22 protein-coding genes are annotated in these 19,915 nt (G+C 44.8%); 5 read left to right on the top strand and 17 right to left on the bottom strand.

What is annotated here, in order from left to right:
* Positions 1-174: 174 nt before the first annotated feature.
* The 4 genes from LDL18_RS05490 to LDL18_RS05505 all read right to left on the bottom strand — a co-directional run bounded on the left by LDL18_RS05490 (position 175) and on the right by LDL18_RS05505 (position 2,920).
* Positions 175-597: a biopolymer transporter ExbD gene (locus tag LDL18_RS05490; protein WP_011241718.1), complete on the bottom strand. Its 423-nt coding sequence runs from the start codon at positions 595-597 to the stop codon at positions 175-177.
* 52 nt (positions 598-649) lie between these two features.
* Complete coding sequence (locus LDL18_RS05495; protein WP_296507582.1) at positions 650-1,141, bottom strand: biopolymer transporter ExbD; 492 nt, start codon at positions 1,139-1,141, stop codon at positions 650-652.
* A gap of 126 nt (positions 1,142-1,267) precedes the next feature.
* Entirely contained in the window at positions 1,268-2,011 is a 744-nt protein-coding gene (locus tag LDL18_RS05500; protein WP_296507584.1) for a MotA/TolQ/ExbB proton channel family protein, read from the bottom strand.
* Between the two features lie 177 nt (positions 2,012-2,188).
* On the bottom strand, positions 2,189-2,920 hold the full coding sequence (locus LDL18_RS05505; RefSeq protein ID WP_296507586.1) for an energy transducer TonB: 732 nt from the start codon (positions 2,918-2,920) through the stop codon (positions 2,189-2,191).
* A gap of 356 nt (positions 2,921-3,276) precedes the next feature.
* Here LDL18_RS05505 and LDL18_RS05510 point away from each other — a divergent pair, with 356 nt between their 5' ends.
* Both LDL18_RS05510 and frk read left to right on the top strand, forming a co-directional pair.
* Positions 3,277-4,128, top strand: a complete 852-nt coding sequence (locus tag LDL18_RS05510; protein WP_296507588.1) for a hypothetical protein — start codon at positions 3,277-3,279, stop codon at positions 4,126-4,128.
* Positions 4,129-4,835: 707 nt separating this feature from the next.
* Positions 4,836-5,741 carry a fructokinase gene (frk, locus tag LDL18_RS05515; protein ID WP_011241465.1) on the top strand — a complete coding sequence of 302 codons (906 nt, stop codon included), beginning with the start codon at positions 4,836-4,838 and terminating at the stop codon, positions 5,739-5,741.
* 205 nt (positions 5,742-5,946) lie between these two features.
* On the opposite strand, the gene rpoZ is transcribed toward frk, so the two are convergent.
* The 7 genes from rpoZ to clpS form a co-directional block, all read right to left on the bottom strand.
* A complete protein-coding gene (gene rpoZ, locus LDL18_RS05520) occupies positions 5,947-6,324 on the bottom strand; it encodes a DNA-directed RNA polymerase subunit omega (protein ID WP_296507590.1) in 378 nt (125 codons plus the stop codon).
* Positions 6,325-6,504: 180 nt separating this feature from the next.
* Positions 6,505-6,891 (bottom strand): VOC family protein, encoded by a 387-nt coding sequence (locus LDL18_RS05525; RefSeq protein WP_296507592.1) that lies wholly within the window; start codon positions 6,889-6,891, stop codon positions 6,505-6,507.
* Between the two features lie 41 nt (positions 6,892-6,932).
* On the bottom strand, positions 6,933-8,042 hold the full coding sequence (locus LDL18_RS05530) for an S-(hydroxymethyl)glutathione dehydrogenase/class III alcohol dehydrogenase (RefSeq protein ID WP_296507594.1): 1,110 nt from the start codon (positions 8,040-8,042) through the stop codon (positions 6,933-6,935).
* A gap of 73 nt (positions 8,043-8,115) precedes the next feature.
* Positions 8,116-8,880, bottom strand: coding sequence for a peptidoglycan editing factor PgeF (gene pgeF, locus LDL18_RS05535; RefSeq protein WP_296507596.1), 765 nt, complete (start codon positions 8,878-8,880; stop codon positions 8,116-8,118).
* On the bottom strand, positions 8,877-9,320 hold the full coding sequence (locus LDL18_RS05540; RefSeq protein WP_296507598.1) for a hypothetical protein: 444 nt from the start codon (positions 9,318-9,320) through the stop codon (positions 8,877-8,879). The genes pgeF and LDL18_RS05540 overlap by 4 nt, the downstream gene beginning before the upstream one ends.
* A gap of 97 nt (positions 9,321-9,417) precedes the next feature.
* Complete coding sequence (gene murA / locus LDL18_RS05545; RefSeq protein WP_011241471.1) at positions 9,418-10,698, bottom strand: UDP-N-acetylglucosamine 1-carboxyvinyltransferase; 1,281 nt, start codon at positions 10,696-10,698, stop codon at positions 9,418-9,420.
* A 104-nt stretch (positions 10,699-10,802) separates the two neighbouring features.
* A complete protein-coding gene (gene clpS / locus LDL18_RS05550; protein ID WP_011241472.1) occupies positions 10,803-11,126 on the bottom strand; it encodes an ATP-dependent Clp protease adapter ClpS in 324 nt (107 codons plus the stop codon).
* Between the two features lie 337 nt (positions 11,127-11,463).
* On the opposite strand from clpS, the gene LDL18_RS05555 reads away from it, so the two are divergent.
* A complete protein-coding gene (locus LDL18_RS05555) occupies positions 11,464-12,675 on the top strand; it encodes an LL-diaminopimelate aminotransferase (RefSeq protein WP_011241473.1) in 1,212 nt (403 codons plus the stop codon).
* A 3-nt stretch (positions 12,676-12,678) separates the two neighbouring features.
* Here the strand turns inward: LDL18_RS05555 and LDL18_RS05560 are convergent, their stop codons facing one another.
* From LDL18_RS05560 to LDL18_RS05575, 4 genes are all read right to left on the bottom strand, one after another.
* Positions 12,679-13,164, bottom strand: coding sequence for a hypothetical protein (locus LDL18_RS05560; protein WP_296507603.1), 486 nt, complete (start codon positions 13,162-13,164; stop codon positions 12,679-12,681).
* A gap of 120 nt (positions 13,165-13,284) precedes the next feature.
* Positions 13,285-13,629: a DUF2794 domain-containing protein gene (locus LDL18_RS05565; RefSeq protein ID WP_296507604.1), complete on the bottom strand. Its 345-nt coding sequence runs from the start codon at positions 13,627-13,629 to the stop codon at positions 13,285-13,287.
* Positions 13,626-14,399, bottom strand: coding sequence for a serine O-acetyltransferase EpsC (gene epsC / locus LDL18_RS05570; protein WP_296507609.1), 774 nt, complete (start codon positions 14,397-14,399; stop codon positions 13,626-13,628). The genes LDL18_RS05565 and epsC overlap by 4 nt, the downstream gene beginning before the upstream one ends.
* Before the next feature lie 344 nt (positions 14,400-14,743).
* Positions 14,744-15,286: a peroxiredoxin gene (locus LDL18_RS05575; protein ID WP_014849222.1), complete on the bottom strand. Its 543-nt coding sequence runs from the start codon at positions 15,284-15,286 to the stop codon at positions 14,744-14,746.
* A 191-nt stretch (positions 15,287-15,477) separates the two neighbouring features.
* Here LDL18_RS05575 and LDL18_RS05580 point away from each other — a divergent pair, with 191 nt between their 5' ends.
* Together LDL18_RS05580 and LDL18_RS05585 are read left to right on the top strand one after the other, a co-directional pair.
* On the top strand, positions 15,478-16,419 hold the full coding sequence (locus LDL18_RS05580) for a LysR substrate-binding domain-containing protein (RefSeq protein ID WP_296507612.1): 942 nt from the start codon (positions 15,478-15,480) through the stop codon (positions 16,417-16,419).
* Positions 16,420-16,770: 351 nt separating this feature from the next.
* On the top strand, positions 16,771-17,958 hold the full coding sequence (locus tag LDL18_RS05585; protein WP_296507614.1) for a hypothetical protein: 1,188 nt from the start codon (positions 16,771-16,773) through the stop codon (positions 17,956-17,958).
* Here LDL18_RS05585 and LDL18_RS05590 read toward each other — a convergent pair.
* Complete coding sequence (locus LDL18_RS05590; RefSeq protein WP_296507616.1) at positions 17,955-19,052, bottom strand: glycosyltransferase; 1,098 nt, start codon at positions 19,050-19,052, stop codon at positions 17,955-17,957. The genes LDL18_RS05585 and LDL18_RS05590 overlap by 4 nt on opposite strands.
* Before the next feature lie 311 nt (positions 19,053-19,363).
* The coding region (locus LDL18_RS05595) for a response regulator transcription factor (RefSeq protein WP_296507618.1) at positions 19,364-19,915 on the bottom strand (552 nt) is incomplete at its 5' end.

The raw sequence follows: 19,915 nt of genomic DNA on the forward strand, positions 1-19,915 counted from the left end.
CCATCTTTTGGCCAATTCGGAAAAATTATAGCATATGGTGTCGAAAAAAACAGTAAAAACAATGCCGAAAATCTGAGAATAGAAAACTCTATCCAGATTTCCGGCATCACTTACCCGATAATCTTAACGTCACCTTGAAAAAATTTGGCCATATCGACGGAATCGAAGAATCCCTCAAAAGCTGCGATAGGCCTCATTTCCAACAAAACCCATTTTTTCGACCTGGGCTTTTTTACATTCGGCCAAGACTTTATCCACGACGTCATAGCGAACCTGCGGATCCGGCTGAATCTGGAGTTCAGGGACAGGATTCATCGCCTGTGTTTCATCCAGATAACGGCGAAGTTCTGGCAGTTCCGTGGGTTTGCCATTCCAAAGAATAGTGCCCGCAGCATCAATCATAATTTTGTTTTTAACCGGATCAATAGGATCCTGATTTTGCGAGTTATTCTGTGGCAGATTCAACTTTACGGCATGAGTTTCAATCGGGATGGTAATAATGAACATGATCAACAACACTAACATAACGTCAATAAGTGGTGTCGTGTTGATGTCCATCATCGGTTCGTCATTGTCACCGCCGGCCGATATCGCCATAGCCAAAACTCCTTAAATTAAATCATCAATAAGATGATAGGGAGCAAACAAGTTATTGTTCGCCTTGCTCATCTGCTGCTGCTGGGCCGGGAGGCGGTTCGGAAATAAAGCCGACTTTGGCAAAACCTGCTTCCTGCATGGTGTAGATAACGCCCCCGATGCAACGATAAGGGGTATTCACATCACCGCGAATATGGACTTCAGGTAAAAGCAAACCCGGTGTCTGCGGCCCCCCTTGGCGATCAATCTCGGATTTCAGTTTTTTTACAGCCCGATCACTAAGACTTTGCGAATTGACATGCGTCAAATTCCAAAAGACTTCACAGGTTCCATTTGCACCCGATCTGACTGAAAGAGACACATCTTCCGGCTTGGTTCGAGCAGGGGCAAAACGTGTGTCAGGTAATTTAACCGGTACGGATTCAACCACCACCGGGACCGTAATCAGAAAAATGATGAGCAACACCAGCATAACATCCACAAGGGGCGTTGTGTTGATGTTTGACATTGGGGCATCATCATCCCCTCCTAAGCTCATTCCCATTGGTGATAGTTCCTATAGCATCAATTGTCTGGTCATCCTTGAATAACGGTCTTTTAAAAGACGTTATTTTAAAAGGCATGTGACCGGAGAGGGGAAAAGCCTCTCCGGCCAGAAAACGGCAGGGGCTTAATGCTTAACCGGAGCCGGTTTCTTTGCAGCTGCAGCAGGTGCAGCCTTGAATTCAGGACGGACAGCCCCGCCTGAAACCAGATAAGCGTGAACATCAATGGCAAAAGAACCAATCCGTTCAGCAATGGTTTTATTCCGACGGCTCAACCAGTTGTAACCCAAAACGGCAGGCACAGCGACGGCAAGACCGATGGAGGTCATGATCAAAGCTTCACCAACCGGACCGGCAACTTTACCGATAGAAGCCTGACCAGAAGCACCGATCTGAACCAAAGCGCCATAAATACCATTAACCGTACCGAACAGACCGACGAACGGAGAGGTTGCACCAACGGTAGCCAGAATAGCTAGACCCGAACCCAGACGCGCATTGATAGAACCAACGCTGCGTTCCAGTGAGTCATTCAGCCATTCATGCTGATCAATAGCATTCGGGATTTTGACATACTGCGCATCAGCATCCAGACCATCTTCAACAATCTGGCGATAAGCAGTATTTTCTTCGAGCTTCTTGGCTGCATCTTTCAAAGAAGGCGCATTCCAGAATGCAGCACCGACTTCACGGCTTTGGACAAGGACGCGATGCTGCTCCCACAATTTGGTGAAAATCACGTACCATGAAGCGGCAGACATCAAGACCAAGATAATAAGAACCGTCCAAGTCGGAGCGCCCCCCTGTTGAAGGGCACCGGTAAGACCGTAGGCACTGGCCTCGACGGCAGGAGCTGCTGGGGTAGCCATGACTAGTATTTCCTCTTAGCAAAATAGAGATGATATCAAGATTAAAATGAGAAATTGTGAAATTCTTTAAAAAAGAAAATCACATTTTCTTAATATATTAAACTATTTCGATGTAAAATTTTTAACAAAATCAATCTTTTGAATAAATTCTACATTTGAATAGTTATGTTATCCCGATCAATCATCCGGAATACGCCAAATAATGCGCTGAACACCGGAAGTAGAAACAGGATCACCCGAAGCTGTTTTTGCCGGATAGTAACGCGCACGCATTGTGAAGTATTTACAGGTCGCCTCATCAAGTTCAGGTGTCCCGCTTGATGAAGTAACATGGCATTGTGAAACACGCCCATCGGTTCCAATCGTAAAGGCAATCGCGGTTGTACCGGACTTGCCATCACGCATGGCTCGGGACGGATAATCATCCTGAGTAACCCACTGGGTCTGATCGCCATGTGGACGAGCAGCAGTTGCAACACCACCACTCTGACCATTTCCATCGGGCTTACCCTCGGAAGGAGGGCCGATGGGACCTTTACCAATGGGGCCAGCAAGTGCGGTCATTGGTGCCACCGGTTGACTGGTAACCGTCTGAATAGCTGGTGCCTCAACATGAGGAACATCAACTTTAACAGGAGGTGTCACAATCTGTGGCGGTGTGGTTTGTTTAGGCTGTGGTGTTGGTTTTTGAACAATTTTTGGCTGTTCTTTTTTGGGCGGTTCAGGTGGCTTTGGTGGAGGCGGTGGTGTTTTGACATCAAACACCTTTAAATCTGTTGTAGCATGTTTGTAGACTTTGACCGCCAGGCCAGAGACCATGCCATAGATAAGTATAATATGAACCACCACCACTAAGCCGATAGCGACGATTTTACGTCGGCTCATTGGTTGTTGATCAGCGTAAGCCATTCAGGAAATTTACTCCCTCCAGTCCTCAAGCTGTGGCACCCGCCAGACAGTCGAATTTATCGAATCCCCCATAACGAGCACACACGCAAGTTCCGTGATTGTCGATAACCATTCATGTTCCCTATCATAAATGGAATCTTAGACGACCATGGCCGCGAACGGCTCTACGTCTCGATCTTATCGTGACAAGGGGAGACATGCAATTGCTTTATCATATCATTACAAAAGTGTATTTTATTAAAAATCAAGAGGGCATTTTTTAACAAAAAAAGTTTTCATTTTTATTACAAATGGTAAAAACGAATAAAAATATAACTATAAATCAAGTTATAAAATAAATCTTGAGGAATAAGATAATGAAATGGATAAGAAATACACTTCTTATAACGGCTTTAAGTTTGTCACCACTTATCACAGCAAAAGCACAATCGAATCAGGAAGTAAAAACTATATCGGTCTCTGATTTTACTTATGCCGACTTTGTAGATATTACCCTAATGTCTCCGATTATTGCTTCAGTTGAGGTTACAAAAGCTAAAAAATTATCAGCAAAATTAGCGCCTGATTTACAGGAAGGAAAAACCCGCTTCTATATTGAAGCCAAAGTTTCTTCATTGATTCGCGGTGCAGATGGGCGTGACCCTTCTTATCTTCTTGATGTGCCTAATGATGAGAAGGGTCACGCCAAGCGTATTCCTGAAAAAACGCGCTTTTTAATATTTGGTCAACCCGTGTCAGGACATCCCGATCAAATCATGCTGACCCGCCCAGATTCAAATCTGGATTGGGACCCAAAAAGCGAAGCGATTGTAAGTGGAATTACTCGTGAAATCTTATCCAATAGCCCTGCCCCGCAAATAACTTCTATCACAAGCGCTTTTTATGTGCCGGGGTCTGTTCCGGGTGAAAGTGAAACCCAGATTTTCTTACAAACGATCAGTAAACAACCTATTTCTTTGAATATCCTGCGCCGACCACAGGAAAAGCCGCAATGGGCAGTCGCCTTAGGCGAAATGACCGATGAAGCCGCCACGCCCCCTGCCCCGAATAGTCTATTATGGTATCGACTGGCTTGCGGATTACCGAGAAATATACCGCAATCCGTTTTATCCACCTTATCCGCACATGATATGATTGCCGTGGCCGATGATTATAAAGTTGTTCTCGCAGGGCTTGGCACTTGCAGCCGCAATCATCATTTCAAATAAAATCCAAAATATAGGAAAGAAGGTCTGCCTTTTTATTTCGGATACTGTTTTCTGGATTGTATTTATTACAATTCAGAAAACGAATATTCAAAATTGCAGCATTGCGGTAATAAATTCCAATTAAAAGGCAATAAAAATTTCTAAATTTAGTATCGAAAATCCTAGATAATTATTCCTTATGCAATAAAAATAAATGTTTCATGACAACGTTGACAAAAAAACTTTTATTTTTTTCATAAAAAAACACAAATGACACAAAAGAGAATTATTTAAAGACAGAAAAAACACAAAAAAAATAACAAAATATTACCATTCCTAAAGAAGGACTTCTTTCGACAAAAGAAATTTATCTTAGATTCAAGATATCCAAATTATTTTTGAAAAAAAATAAAATACATCCAACCCCGAATTTATTTCGTTTTAAATATCAACAAAAATATATTTTTTTCTTTATTTTTTAAAAAATAACTTCATTTTACTTTAAATTTTCCAAGAAAATATTTAGAAAATATTTTTGATATCTTTCTTAATTAAGAAAGAAAACTTAGTTATAATCCTACCAGTTGGACGAATCGCAGACGGTCGATTTCGATTTATTCAAAAGGCCTTTTGGCAAAGAAGAAAAGTCGAGGTCATCGTCATAATTTAAAGCGAATGGACAGCATATACCTCCGTATTACGGGGGGATTTTGTGAGTGGTGAGAATAATGAAAAACGATAAAAAAATTTATGGATGCATTGAAGGCGGCGGAACGAAATTTATGCTCGCCCTTATTGATTCTGACCGGAAGATGCTGGCTGTGGAACGTGTTCCGACCACAACCCCTGAAGAAACGCTTGGTAAAAGTGTTGAATTCTTCAAAAAAGCCCTTCCCCAATACGCTGATTCCTTTGCGTCTTTTGGTATCGCGTCTTTTGGCCCGCTTTGCCTCGATCGCAAAAGCCCGAAATGGGGTTATATCACCAATACACCGAAACCTTTCTGGCCGAATACGGACGTTGTAACGCCCTTTAAAGAAGCTTTCGGTTGCCCGGTTGAAATCGACACCGATGTGAATGGCGCAGCTTTGGCTGAAAACTTCTGGGGCGCATCAAAAGGCACCCATACGTCTGTTTATGTCACGGTTGGCACCGGCTTCGGCGGTGGCGTACTGATTGATGGTAAACCGATTCATGGTCTGGCTCATCCTGAAATGGGTCATGGTATTCCGATCCGCCATCCTGATGACCGTGATTTCGAAGGTTGCTGCCCTTATCATGGCGGTTGCTATGAAGGTCTCGCCAGCGGCACGGCTATCCGTAAACGTTGGGGCAAGGCTCTGAACGAAATGGAACCGGCCGAATTTGAAAAAGCCAGAGAAATCATTGCTTTCTATTTGGCTCATTTCAACGTTACGCTTCAGGCCTTTATTTCACCAGAACGTATCGTTTTCGGCGGCGGCGTTATGCATGTTGATGGTATGCTGGCTTCTGTTCGTCGTCAGACAGCTGAAATTGCAAATAGTTATTTTGAAGGCGCTGACTTCGAAAAAATTATCGTATTACCAGGGTTAGGTGATCAGGCCGGTATGATGGGTGCCTTCGCCTTGGCATTGGCTGCAGAAAATAAATAATGTGGATAAATCTTCCAAAAATCAGTTTTCTTAACCGAAAAGGGATTTTGGAAAATGGGCGGTTTATCCTCCTCCCCAACCATTATTTCCAAGCAGTCTTTTAGATAGCCCTGATATACCAATCAGGATTGGAGATATATAAAAGCCGCTTCTTTTCAGAAGCGGCTTTTATTAATTCCGAACTATTCAAAGAATAGTAAAAAGATCAGTCGTAATCGACAGCTGCAGCGGCTGCCGCAGCAGCAGCGGCACGACGGGAAGAAGTCTGATTTCTAGCAGGCGTTTCTGCGGTCAAGCGCAAGGCTTCGGCAGAAGCAGAAAGCGAACCAACTTCATCCGGCACATCGTCATCATCGAGATGAACCTGCTGAAGATCATTCAACAAGGCCTCACGTAATTGCACAGGGGTAATCAGTTCATCTGCAATTTCACGTAAAGCAACAACTGGATTTTTATCGCGATCCCGATCGACTGTCAGTTCAGCACCACCGGAAATCTGGCGAGCACGCTGAGCTGCTAATAAGATCAAATCGAAACGATTATGAACTTTATCGATACAGTCTTCGACAGTTACGCGCGCCATAGCTCGCTCCATTTATATACAAAGAAAGATGTTGGAAGATATCAGGCTTTTCTCGAAAAATCAAAAATATTCATCACGAAAAGCAGCCCTGATAAATTTTTTATCAAGGCAAAAGCCATAATGGCCGATATAATACTGAAAATGCAGGGCTATTTTGAATAGCCCTGCCTTAAAGAAATCTTATTTAAAATTAAAAGCACAGATTTTATTGCCTTCAGGGTCATATAAATAGGCACCCCGAGAATTATTGGCAGCTGGACGAGGCCCCGGTTCTCCGGCATCCTTACCGCCATTAGCCAAGCCCGCTTTATAAAAAGCATCGACAGCTTCATCAGAAGGCGCAGCCAAACCGATAGTAATACCATTCCCAGCGGTAGCGGCTTTACCATTAATAGGCTTTACAATGATGATGCGTCCTTCTTCGCCATCTTTGCCATAAGCGAAACGCTGTCCTTCAACCTCGCGAATAAGTTTGATGCCCAACGGTTCCAAGACAGCATCATAAAAGATGCGCGCCGTCTTCAGGTCATTGGAACCAATTGTCAGATGCGTCAGAATACTACTCATTGAACCGACCTTCTTTATCCACAGGTTAACAAGACAGGTAATCAGAAAAGAACAACCGAACGAATGGATTTACCCTCATGCATCAGGTCAAAGCCTTTATTGATCTCTTCCAATGACAGGATATGGGTAATCATCGGATCAATTTCAATTTTACCCTTCATATACCAGTCAACGATTTTTGGAACACCGGTTCTGCCTTTAACACCGCCGAAAGCGGAGCCTTTCCAAACGCGCCCTGTCACTAACTGGAAAGGACGGGTCGAAATTTCTTTTCCAGCCTCGGCGACCCCAATGACAACAGAGACACCCCAACCCCGATGACAGGCTTCCAAGGCTTGGCGCATGACCTTTGTGTTTCCCGTGCAATCAAAGGTATAATCGGCGCCCCCTTCCGTTAAGTGCAGCAGGTGAGGCACAATATCTTCGTCAATTTTGTTCGGATTGACAAAATCCGTCATCCCGAAACGCCGACCCCATTCAGCCTTTGAGTCATTGGTATCGACACCGATAATTTTATCGGCGCCCACCATTCTCGCAGCTTGGATAACATTAAGCCCAATTCCACCGAGACCAAAGACCACAACATTGGCACCCGCTTCTACTTTGGCCGTATTGATAACGGCTCCGACCCCAGTTGAAACACCACAACCACAGTAACAAGCCGCTTTAAAGGGAGCATCTTCACGAATTTTGGCAACTGCTATTTCTGGCAAAACCGTAAAATTGGAGAAAGTCGAGCAGCCCATATAGTGATAGATCGGCTGACCTTTATAAGAAAAGCGCGTTGTCCCATCGGGCATTACACCTCTACCCTGCGTTTCACGAATAGCCGTGCAAAGATTGGTTTTACCAGAAAGGCAACTTTTACATTGGCGACATTCGGGCGTGTAAAGCGGAATGACATGGTCACCTGCTTTGACCGAAGTCACACCCTTCCCGACTTCACGGACAATGCCAGCGCCTTCATGCCCTAACACAACCGGAAAAATACCTTCGCTATCGAATCCGCCCAAAGTATAGGCATCAGTATGGCAAATACCGGTTGCCATAATTTCAACCAAGACTTCGCCGTCTTTGGGGCCTTCCAAGTCAAGTTCGACAATTTCTAAAGGTTGTTTTTCAGCAAAAGCAACAGCAGCACGCGTTTTCATGAAAGGCTCCCTAAGCGTCAATTCTGACTAGAATAGGCGACAATATTCCCAGTAAAAATATCAGATTTTTCTTTTACAAAGCGATGATCGAAATCTGGCGGCCGTAATCGGCTTCACCAGCAAGGCAAGCCCGACGGTAACTAAAAAACTGTTCGCTATTCTGACAAGTGTCTAAAGAAGAACGGCTAATCATACCCAATCCCGCTTTTTTAAGGCGTTTTTCGACATAAGCGGGTAAATTAAACTGCCAATGTTCAGCACGGCCTTTTAAAAAAAAGGCCTGATTGCCTAAATTATCGGCAATAAATTTTTGATAGAAGCCATCATCAACTTCATAGGAAGCCTGTTGAATGGCGGGGCCTATCGCCGCGACAATATTATGCCGTAACGCACCTTTTTCGACCATGAGATCAATCGTGGCATCGGTCACACCAGCAACCGCCCCTTTCCAACCGGCATGCGCGGCACCGATAAGGCCGGAAACTGTATCCGCAAATAAAACGGGCACGCAATCAGCCGTCAAAATTCCCAAAGCCAAATGAGGCTGGTTAGTTACCATCGCATCGGCTTCAACGCGTTGATCATCAGAAACCGCTTTTTCAACAAAAATAGCCTTGGCAGAATGAACTTGCCGCAGGGTAACCAGCGTTGCATGGGAGGCTACCGCTTCAATGGCTCGTTTCCGATTTTCATAAATATGATCTCGGCTGTCCTCTGTTCCTAAACCCATATTCAGGCTTTTATAAATACCTGTAGAAACACCGCCCTTGCGTCCCAAAAAGCCATGAGAAATCCCAGAAAGGACAGAAGATTTATAGATATCGACGGTATCGGTCATCCAATATGCCCCCCTTGTATCCCATGAAAAGCATGTCCTACTGACCAGAGAGAAAGTCCAAAAAACAGGCAAGGCAACAGAAAATCCCTTACCAGAAAAAGGGTTTTCAATCTGGGAAAAACAATCGACCGAATAACAAAATTTCGCAAACTGCGTGGCATCCGTGACCAGAAAACAAAAAAGGTCAAAGCCGAAGGCGCCCAGATCAATCGAGGCAGCCCCATTGTATGGGCAAAAGGCGCGATACGCCAGCTTACCGCAGACAGTAACCATGCCACCGCCGCCATAAGAAGCAAAAACAACCGTTGTTTATGAAAACGACGGATCGCCTCGGCCTTGGCCGTTGGATCGAGCTGATCATAGGGGTCTTGTTCGGGTATTATTGCCTCTTTTTTAGGCAAATCGTTGTTATGATCGTCTAAATCCAAAGATTCCGTCATTAGTTACCCGATATATAAAACAGAGATAGCGGAGCCTGTCCGTTTATCCCCTTGGGGAAAGGTAAGGGCTGAAAATATTCCAGCCCTTTTTAATTCTTTATCCGCCGACGCGTTCGATATCAGCACCGACCGCAGATAGTTTTTCCTCTAAACGTTCATAGCCACGATCGAGGTGATAAACGCGGTGAACCTGCGTTTCGCCTTCGGCGGCCAAAGCGGCGATAATCAAGCTCATCGAAGCCCGTAAATCGGTCGCCATCACTTCGGCACCAACCAGTCCAGAGACGCCTTTTACAACGGCGACCCGTCCTTTTACCTGAATATCAGCACCCATCCTGACGAGTTCAGGTACATGCATATAACGATTTTCAAAAATGGTTTCAGTCAGAACACTGGTGCCCTGAGCCAGAGCCAGCATCGCCATAAATTGCGCCTGCATATCGGTCGGGAAACCGGGGAAAGGCGCAGTAGACAAAGTTAAACCTTTTAACGGGGCATCGGCTTGAACGCGGATACCGTCCTCTTCCACCGAAATATTGAGGCCGCTTTCTTTAAGCTCCACCAAAACTTCGGCCATATCTGCTGATCTAGCGCCCTGTAGCAAGACATCGCCGCCAGTGATCGCCGCCGCACAGGCATAACTACCCGCTTCAATACGATCAGGCATAACCACATGGGTCGCCCCATGCAGGCGGTCACAGCCATGAATGACAAGGCGGCTATTGCCGACACCATCAATTTTAGCACCCATGGCCATAAGACATTGGCAAAGATCGACAATTTCGGGTTCGCGTGCGGCATTATTAATCACGGTTTCACCGCGTGCTAACACGGCTGCCATAATTGCATTTTCAGTGGCGCCAACTGAAACCACCGGAAAGCTAATGATACCGCCACGAAGACCGCCATCTGGCGCTCTTGCCCGAACATATCCCGCCGTCAGCTCAATTTCAGCGCCCAAAGCTTCCAAAGCCCGAAGATGTAAATCAATCGGACGGTTGCCGATGGCGCAGCCACCGGGGAGGGAAACCGTTGCTTCACCTTCTCTTGCCAATAAAGGCCCCAAAACGAGAATTGAAGCGCGCATCTTACGAACGATATCATAAGGCGCAACCGTCGAAGCGATAGTATCTGCCGTCAGCGTAATTTCACGCCCAGGGTGATCTCCCTTGCTCCGAGCCACCATTGTTGAAACGCCTAATTCATTCAACAAATGGCAACAGCTATCCACATCCGCAAGGCGCGGAAGATTGATAAGCGTTAAAGAGTCACTGGTTAAAAGACTGGCAGGCATTAACGCCAAAACGGCATTTTTAGCGCCGGAAACAGGAATTCGGCCTTTCAAGCGATGGCCACCGCGAATTTTGATACGATCCATAAGCTCGTTTCTATCTTCAAACGCGCCGAGCGCCAAGCATTTAGCCTAGAATGACAGAGAAAATTACAATCTTTTCTGCCGCTCTTGCCTGCCAGAAAATAAGGTCAGGCTTTTTCCAAAGTGCATTGCAACGGATGTTGATGCTGACGGGCAAAATCAACCACCTGATTGACCTTTGTTTCGGCTACTTCATAGGTAAAGACGCCACAGATACCGACCCCGCGCTGATGCACCTGCAACATAACTTTGGTAGCATCTTCAATACCCATACGGAAAAAACGCTGAAGACAAAGCACCACAAATTCCATGGGCGTATAGTCGTCATTCAACATTAAAACCTTGTAGGGTTGCGGTTTTTTTGTCTGGGGCGTGGTTCGGGTAATGACTGTAACATCACTATCCTTGTCAAAATCCTTGTCGCCGCTCATAAAACCCCCGGATTATCATTTTCCAATAGATTGGATGGCGCGCCAGAACTCTGGTTATCAAAAAGAGATGACCGCCACTTTCGGATTTAAAAATTTTGTCAATGATATGACACTGCTTTTTATCATAAACAAGATAACCGAGCGCGGATTATTCATAAAAAACGATAAAAAATATCTTGAGAAAGCCTTTTTATAATATAAAATTTTTAACCCATTTTTTTTAAAATCTCTAATAGCATCTTACTATCTTTCCGAGAAAATCCTATAGTCGTGCTCCCCGAATAAAAGCGTATTTAAAACAAAGAACCCATTATTCTTATTCGGCCAAGGAGTTAAAATGTCCGAGCCATTCTACCGTATCCGTCGCTTGCCCCCTTATGTGATCGCTGAAGTCAATGCGATGCGGGCCGCGGCACGAGCGGCAGGAGAGGATATTATTGATCTTGGTATGGGCAATCCGGATCAACCACCCCCCTCCCATGTTATTGATAAATTGGCAGAAGTTGCCAATAAACCGGATGCCCATGGCTATTCTGCATCACGCGGTATCCCGGGCTTAAGAAAAGCACAGGCGGCTTATTATCAGCGTCGTTTCGGTGTTGACGTTGATCCTGAAAGTGAAGTCGTTGTCACTTTAGGATCGAAAGAAGGACTGGCCAATCTGGCGCAGGCGATTACTGCACCGGGTGATGTCATTTTGGCACCGAACCCCAGCTATCCGATTCATATGTTCGGTTTTATTATTGCGGGTGCAACGATTCGCTCTATTCCGACAACACCGGATGAAAATTTCTTTAAAGACCTTGAGCGCGCTATCAATTTCACGGTTCCTAAACCAAGCGCTATGGTTATCGGCTATCCGTCGAATCCAACGGCAGAAGTCGCTGATCTCGCTTTCTATGAACGCGTGGTCGATTTTGCTCGTCGCCATAATATCTGGGTTTTATCGGATCTTGCCTATTCTGAAATCTATTTTGACGGTAATCCTCCCCCTTCGATTCTTCAGATTCCGGGCGCAAAAGATGTCGCGGTTGAATTCACCTCTTTATCCAAAACCTATTCTATGGCGGGCTGGCGTATTGGTTTTGCAGTCGGCAATAAAAAGCTGATCGCTGCCCTCACCCGCGTCAAAAGCTATCTTGATTATGGCGCGTTCACGCCCATTCAGGCGGCAGCTGTTGCAGCCATTAATGGCCCTCAAGACATCATTGAAAAGAATCGCGAACTCTACAAAAGACGGCGCGATGTCATGGTTGAAAGTTTTACGCGGGTCGGTTGGCCGATTCCAGCGCCCAAGGCTTCAATGTTTGCTTGGGCACCGCTCCCAAAAGAATTAGCGCATTTGGGGAGCTTGGAATTTTCTAAACAGTTGCTCACCCATGCAAAAGTCGCTGTTGCTCCGGGTGTCGGCTATGGTGAAAAGGGTGAAGGCTATGTCCGCTTGGCCTTTGTCGAAAACGAACATCGCATTCGTCAGGCTGCCCGTAACATTAAACGCTATTTTACGTCGCTGGGTATTCAAGGCAATGACAGCATTGCCGCTGAATAAGGCCTAACTCCAGCAATATTGGGTAATGCGGGAAAGCTGACGGTTATTCTGCATTACCCATTTTTTTGGCTTTTTGCCTTCAAAGCTAACTGAAGTCGTGCCAGAAGATAGTTTCTTGATAAAACTATCATGGGGTTTAAAGACCAACGTCATCTTCCCTTTTTCATCTGGAATAAGGGTATAATTTTCAGAAAAACCGCGGGCAGTAATCTGTAAAGCGGAATCAGAATAGCCATTAAAGGTCAAAACCAGACGCTGTGCGGCTTTATCGCATTTCACTGTAATAGATGAAGCATCATGCGTATTCACAAAATCCGCTTGCGATTCCTGAATATGTTGCCAATGGCCATAAATAGAATATTTCTGATGGAAAGCCGAAGCCTGCGCTAATAAGCCTACAGGAATGGCCAATAATAAAGGCAAAATATAGAGTGTATGAGACCGCCCTTTGGTAGACAGATGAAAACCGGAATCGGTATTTTCTAACACTACAGCCTTTTCCTTAGCAGTTATTCCTATCTCCGTTCATGCAGCAGAAAGGAAATAGACACAAGAAAAAGCTCGAATTTTTAATAAAATTTTAACAAATACAAATCAAGATAGATCTTACTAGTCAGCAATTAACTTGATTAAACGCCGCTCAATTGGAGCAAGGATATTGACCAATTCATGCGACCTTTTCAAAATTTGACCACCCTCACCATAAAGAATCCACATACCTTGTTTTAATCGAAGCGCAGGTTGTTTTTCGACCCGATATTCCGGTCGTTCTGCGGTGCGGCGAAAGGCAAAGAAGCTGGCCTTTGTCGTCTCAAAACTGAGAGCATAATCACGCCAATGGCCTGCTGCCACCATACGCCCATAGAGATCCATCAATCGCAAAATTTCAGGTCGGGTAAAGCCCACCTGAACCGCATAACGCGGCATAGACGCAATGGGCGTAATACTGCTCATTCCGCAGAAGAACCTTTACCATCTTTTTCATCAAGACGAATCTGATCAGGATTAACCATCGGAAGATTTTTATCCGAATTCTGAGATAAGACCGCTTTTTGAGATATCATAAAACCGGCAATTTTCTCTTTTAAAGCATCTATTTCTGTATGAAGGGCTTGAAGATCCTGAAGATTAGGATCCTGACAATCGTCACAGGGCGTCCCATAAGGCACAAATTCAGTTTTCGGTTTTTCGGCTTTCGAGGCGGCAGCATCTTCATGAATAGAGCGTGCCGGTATTCCCACCATAACAGCATTCTTTTCAACATCGCGTGTCACCACGGCATTGGCACCGACACGCGCATTTTCACCGATTTCGATAGGCCCCAATATTTGAGCGCCAGACCCAACGATAACACCATCACAAAGAGTCGGATGGCGTTTTCCACCGATACCATTAGAAGGGTCAGTGCCGCCAAGGGTCGAGCATTGGTAAAGCGTCACATTATCACCAATGCAGGCCGTTTCGCCGATCACAACAAAACCATGATCAACAAAGAAATTGCGGCCTATTTTTGCACCCGGATGAATATCGATACTGGTTAGAAAACGGCTAAAATGATTCACAATCCGAGCCAGAAAATACAATTCCCCTTGATAGAGCCAATGTGCCAAACGATGCAGCACCAAAGCCCAAACACCCGGATAAAGCAGGATTTCCCAGCGCGAGCGTGGCGCAGGGTCACGCATTTTAATGGATTCCAGATAAGAAACAAAAGAATTGAACATAAACCGGCTTCTCTTTGAAAAGAGAGATGTTCGACAAGGCTTTTTTTATAGTGCGCCTTTCTAATGATCGAAAATAGCTCTTTTCATAAAAATTTGATCCATCGGAGAAATGGAAAAAATATCGACTCCCCCATAGGCTTGCTTGCTGGATACAAAAGTGGCAGCAAGAAGCTGGACTGGTTTTAGAAAAAAAATCTATCTTTGACTATAAAAAACGAAAAATTTTATGCTAAAAAGCAATAAACACCTATTTATTTGCAAATCTATCGCCGTCTAAAGCCCACAAAAAAAGCAGCTCGAGATGATCGAGCTGCTTTTCGTAAAAGCGAGAATAGAATTCAGGCTTATGCTTTAGGATCAAGCACTTCTTCGCCTTTGTGCCAGTTGCAAGGGCAGAGATCATCGGTCTGCAAAGCATCCAGAACGCGCAGGGCTTCTGCCGGATTACGGCCGACATTCAGAGAGTTGACCGTAACATGCTGAATGACATTGTTCGGATCAACAATGAAGGTTGCACGATAGGCAACGCCTGCTTCTTCATTCACAATACCCAAAGCAGAGGCCAGCTTTTTGGAATTATCTGCAATCCACGGGAAGTCAGCCTTCTCCAAACGTTCGTCAGATTTCCGCCAAGCGTAATGGACGAAAGCGGTATCACAAGAACCACCGATCAAAACGGCATCGCGCAAAGACAGGTCTTCTTTGATATCGTTATAGCCGACAATTTCGGTCGGGCAGACAAAAGTGAAATCCATCGGCCAAAAAAAGACGACCTTCCACTTGCCATTTGTTTCGCCAAGGTCAATAGTTTCACCATTCGGCAAGGCAGATACACCCTGCTGAACAGGTAATTTTAAAGCGGGAAATTTATCACCAACAGTAAGCATTATTAATACTCCCATATTTTAAAATATGATTGATATTAGCTATATTATTACAATCTGAAAGCTATTCAATCAAATACACAGTCACAAGCTATCGTAAGGTCATATTTGTTTTACAACTGATACTATAAATAACAGTTGCTCTTCTGTGATCAAATTGATTATGAAGCTTGCATTGATCGAGAGGGACAATAATGACAACTTACCTCCCTACGCTCAAACAACTGCAGTATCTGGTCTCCCTCAAGGATCACGGACATTTCGGACGGGCAGCCGATGCCTGTTTCGTGACCCAGTCAACCTTGTCGGCAGGACTGCGTGAGCTTGAGTCTCTGATTGGAGTTACGCTGGTTGAAAGAACACGCCGCGTAGTCCGTTTTACTCCGCTGGGATTACGTATCTCGGAAAAAGCGCAACGTGTGCTTCGGGAAGCCGAAGAATTAAGCGATATGGCGCGGGCTGCAGGAAAACCACTTTGTGGTGAACTGCGGATGGGCGTTATTCCGACGATTGCCCCCTTCCTGTTACCGCGTATCCTGCCCGATTTAAGAGCAGAATGGCCAGAGTTGAAACTCTTCCTTCGTGAAGAAACAACAAACGCCGCTTGTGATTCTCTTCATCGTGGTCATGTTGATTGCGTTTTGTTGGCTTTACCCTATCATTGTGGGGATATTGCCTCGGTTGATCTTTTCGAAGATCGGCTTTATGTGGCCTTCCCTCAAGGGGAAGAAGCCCATCTGCCTGATGTTATTACACCGGATCAGATCGACGAAAAACGGCTGTTGTTGTTGGAAGACGGCCATTGCCTGAAAGATCATGCCCTTGCGGCCTGCAACCGTCCCGAATTACGGGCAGAGGCGACCATGATGGGTACTTCTTTGCACACACTGGTGCAGATGGTTGATAATGGTCTTGGGATTACCTTACTTCCGAAAATGGCGATAGATGCTGGCTTGCTGGATAATACCCATATTGATGCACGGCCTTTAGCGTCTCAACACCCTTCCAGAACGATTTCTTTGGTATGGCGTAAAGGCAGTCCTTGTGAGAAAGAATTCCACTTACTCGCAGAAACACTGACCAATATTTATCAGAAAAAATTTAAAACTTTGGAAGCCACCAGCGGCGCAGCCTAACTTCTCTTTTATTTTTAAGTAATAAGAAGCCGGATATCTCTATTTTTATAGATATGTCCGGTTTTTTATTATCTATTTTCTGTCAATGACAATCAAAATATATAAATAATATTTTAAAATAACATAAAAACGATAAATACATCTGTTTTGTATAAATTTATTTCTATTTTTAAAATTTTATATTTTTTGTCATAAAATAGGCTTTTTTCTTTTTTAAATAGCAACGACATAAGAAGAATAGCAAAACGGATAAACAGTCTAGATCAGCAAAGATTTGATAAGATTCAATTTTTTAGATGATCCGAGCACAATGTTTATGCGGCGCTCCTGTTTTTAGGGATGACTTAAAGCATGGCCTCTGAATCGGTTAAAGTTGCATTTTTATTTAATCACGATCAGGCACATCAAATTGCTCATGCACTCCCAACGGCCATAGCGCTTATGGAGCTGGCACCCAATCTCGATATTGTTATCGTAACAACCAATGATATCATCACCAAGGAAATCAGACGGCTTGCTGAAAAGCTCCATAAACCCAATATCAACATTGTTGAGTTAAAAACTGTCAGTCCGATGACAAGGCTGGCGGCATATACATTTGAAAAATTCCTGCCTGTTAAAAAATTGGGTATCTATAAGGATAATCTCGATTTTTTTCGGTCATTGGATATTTTAGTCGTTTCAGAAAAAACATCGCTTATTCTAAAAAGCCGCTACCATCTCGATCATCTAAAAATTATCCACACCCGCCATGGTGCAGGCGATAGAGCTGTTGGTTTTGATAAGATGAGTGCTTTGTTCGATCATGTTTTGGTCTCGGGATCTAAAATCAGAGATCGCCTCATCAAAGAAGCGGGTGTCAATCCCGATAATATTTCTGTCATTGGCTATCCTAAATTTAGCCTTTTACCCGAAAAACCGCGTCTTTTACCGATGCAAGCGAATAGTCGTCCTACGGTCTTATATAACCCCCATCCAGCTCCGCATCTTTCTTCATGGTATGAAGATGGCCGTAAAATTCTGGATTATTTCTATAAAAGCGACCGCTATAATCTGATTTTTGCACCGCATGTCATGCTGTTTCATCGCCCCTTCGTTCTGACGATTGACCAGTTACGTCTCAAAAGACCAGGGAAGATTGCTCAAAAATACTGGGACGCGCCGAATATCCATATTGATCTTGGGAGTGCCGCTTCCAATGACATGACCTATACAATGGCGGCAGACATCTATCTCGGCGATGTTTCCAGTCAGATTTACGAATTCCTCTATTATCCGCGTCCCAGCCTTTTCATGAACAGCCATCATGTCGAATGGCAAAGTGATCTCAACTACCTCCATTGGAAAACGGGGGATGTTTTGTCTGACATCAAAAATCTGGATCAAGCCTTAGCCGAAAGTGGGCAGCGCCATATGGATATCTATAAGCCGGTGCAAGAAGCCTTGTTCAATCAAAGTTTTGATCTTTCTGATGAAAGATCAGAGAAAAGAGCAGCGCAAGCTATTTTAAAAATAGTTGGTGAAATAAAACACGGCTAAACAAGGCATCCGCTCTTTTTGGTGAAAGCAGCGAGAATCTCAAGGCCTGTTCTTTCAAATTGAGCAGGATTCAAAACGGACAAAAGTCTTTGACGGCCAGCTATGCCCATAGAAGATAGTTTTTCAGGCCGAGCTAAGGCCTGAAGAAAAGCCTGTTCCAAAGCTGTCTTGTCAGCAGGCGGCACAAGAAAACCGCTCTTATGATCTGCGACAGAATGAGATATTTCCCCAACTGAAGAAGCAATCACAGGTAAACCAGCTTGAATTGCTTCATGGACGGCGACGCAAAAACCTTCCCAATAGGAAGGCTGAACATACAGATGGAGCTTCGCCAAAAAAGCTGAAGGGTTATCAACATAACCGACCAAGCGTACCGTATCTTGTAAACCAGCTGCTTCAATCATGGCCGATAATTTAGCTTCGTCTTGCCCTTCCCCGCCAATATCCACTGTAAAAGGAATCTGACTCTTGGCCTTTACTGTTTTTAAGGCTTCGATCAAAAGATCATAGCCTTTGCAGGGATGAAGCCGTCCTAAACTGCCAATTCGCAATATCTCACCAGATTGCCATGCCTTGGCTAATAGGGCTTCGGGATTGGCACGAAAAATCGGCCAACAGAAAAGTCTTTCTTTCGGGATGTTGAGTTTCTCTCCGGTAAGCTTTGTGACTTGTTGAGAGTCACCGATCCAAAAGGCAGATCGACGCTGGAAACGGCGCAAGAGAAAGGCATTTATCTTTTTAAGACGGGCAGAATGCTGCCAGCTGATAACGGGTAAATGGTAATGTTGCCCGACCATTTGACCCAATAATGTCGCACGGGTGAGCGAAGTCCAAATATGGGTAGCCCCCCATGCCTCAATCTGCTTTTTAAGCCAGAAATAGGCGGATATATGGTCTTTTTCACCCCCCTCGCGAACCATCACATCGAAGCCAGCTTGTTGGATGGGGGCTACAGCCTTTCCATTGCGACGGGTCAGAGCAAAAATACGGATTTCTGCACCCCCTTTTTGAAGAGTTTGAGCAATAGAAGGCACGGGTAAAGCCGCGCCGCCACCTTCAACTGAATTGATAATATAGGCAATTTTCAAAGGCATAATTCGACATCTAACCGCAAAGACAAAGGCATAATTCGATATCTGACCACAAAGACAGGGAAGATTAAAGCAGAGTGTAATCTGATAGAATCGCTTTGTCTGTTTTATATCCAGCCGTAAATAGAAAGCCTTATTAAGCGATAGTCTTGCATCTCCCGACATAGCAGGACTGATTTTCTACCTATTCCGAGAATAGGGCAGGAAAATTGCCCACCACGCCCTAAATACCTGACTAACTGTCGAGGGAGTAGTTATTCTTGCAATCCTCAAGCGGACTTAAAAATGGTTTATCTGCGCGTTACGGATACGGTCTAATAAACGAAACGGGCAACGACCTCGCGGTAGCTACGACTAACCTTCACTTCCGCACCAGATTGGAGAATCAGGAAACATTCGCCATTAGTATGAGGACGGACTTGCCGCACCAGATCGAGATTGACGATAGTCGAACGATGCACCCGCTGGAAACGACGGGGATCAAGGCGGCGTTCGAGGTCTTTCATCGTTTCCCGCAGAATCAGCGTATTATCGCCGGTATTGATGCACATATAATCACCGGCGGCATCAATGCGTTCGATAGTATCGACATCAACCCGAAATATTTGACCCCGATCTTTGATATTGATAATTTTTTCGTAACGGCTAGCGGTCGGTGAGCTGTTGATTTCTGGCAGATTTTCAGCCGCATCTGGCGCGACTTCCGCAAGGACTTCTTTTAGTCTTTTAGCTTCGTCAGCAGCGCGGCGCGTTTTCAACCGCCCCCTGACCCGTTCCAAGGTGTCGGCCAAACGATCATTGTCAACTGGCTTCATCAGATAATCAACCGCATTGGCTTCAAAAGCCCGCAAGGCATGGTCGATATA

Origin of the sequence: Zymomonas sp. (assembly GCF_020216885.1) — a bacterium.
GTDB lineage: Bacteria > Pseudomonadota > Alphaproteobacteria > Sphingomonadales > Sphingomonadaceae > Zymomonas.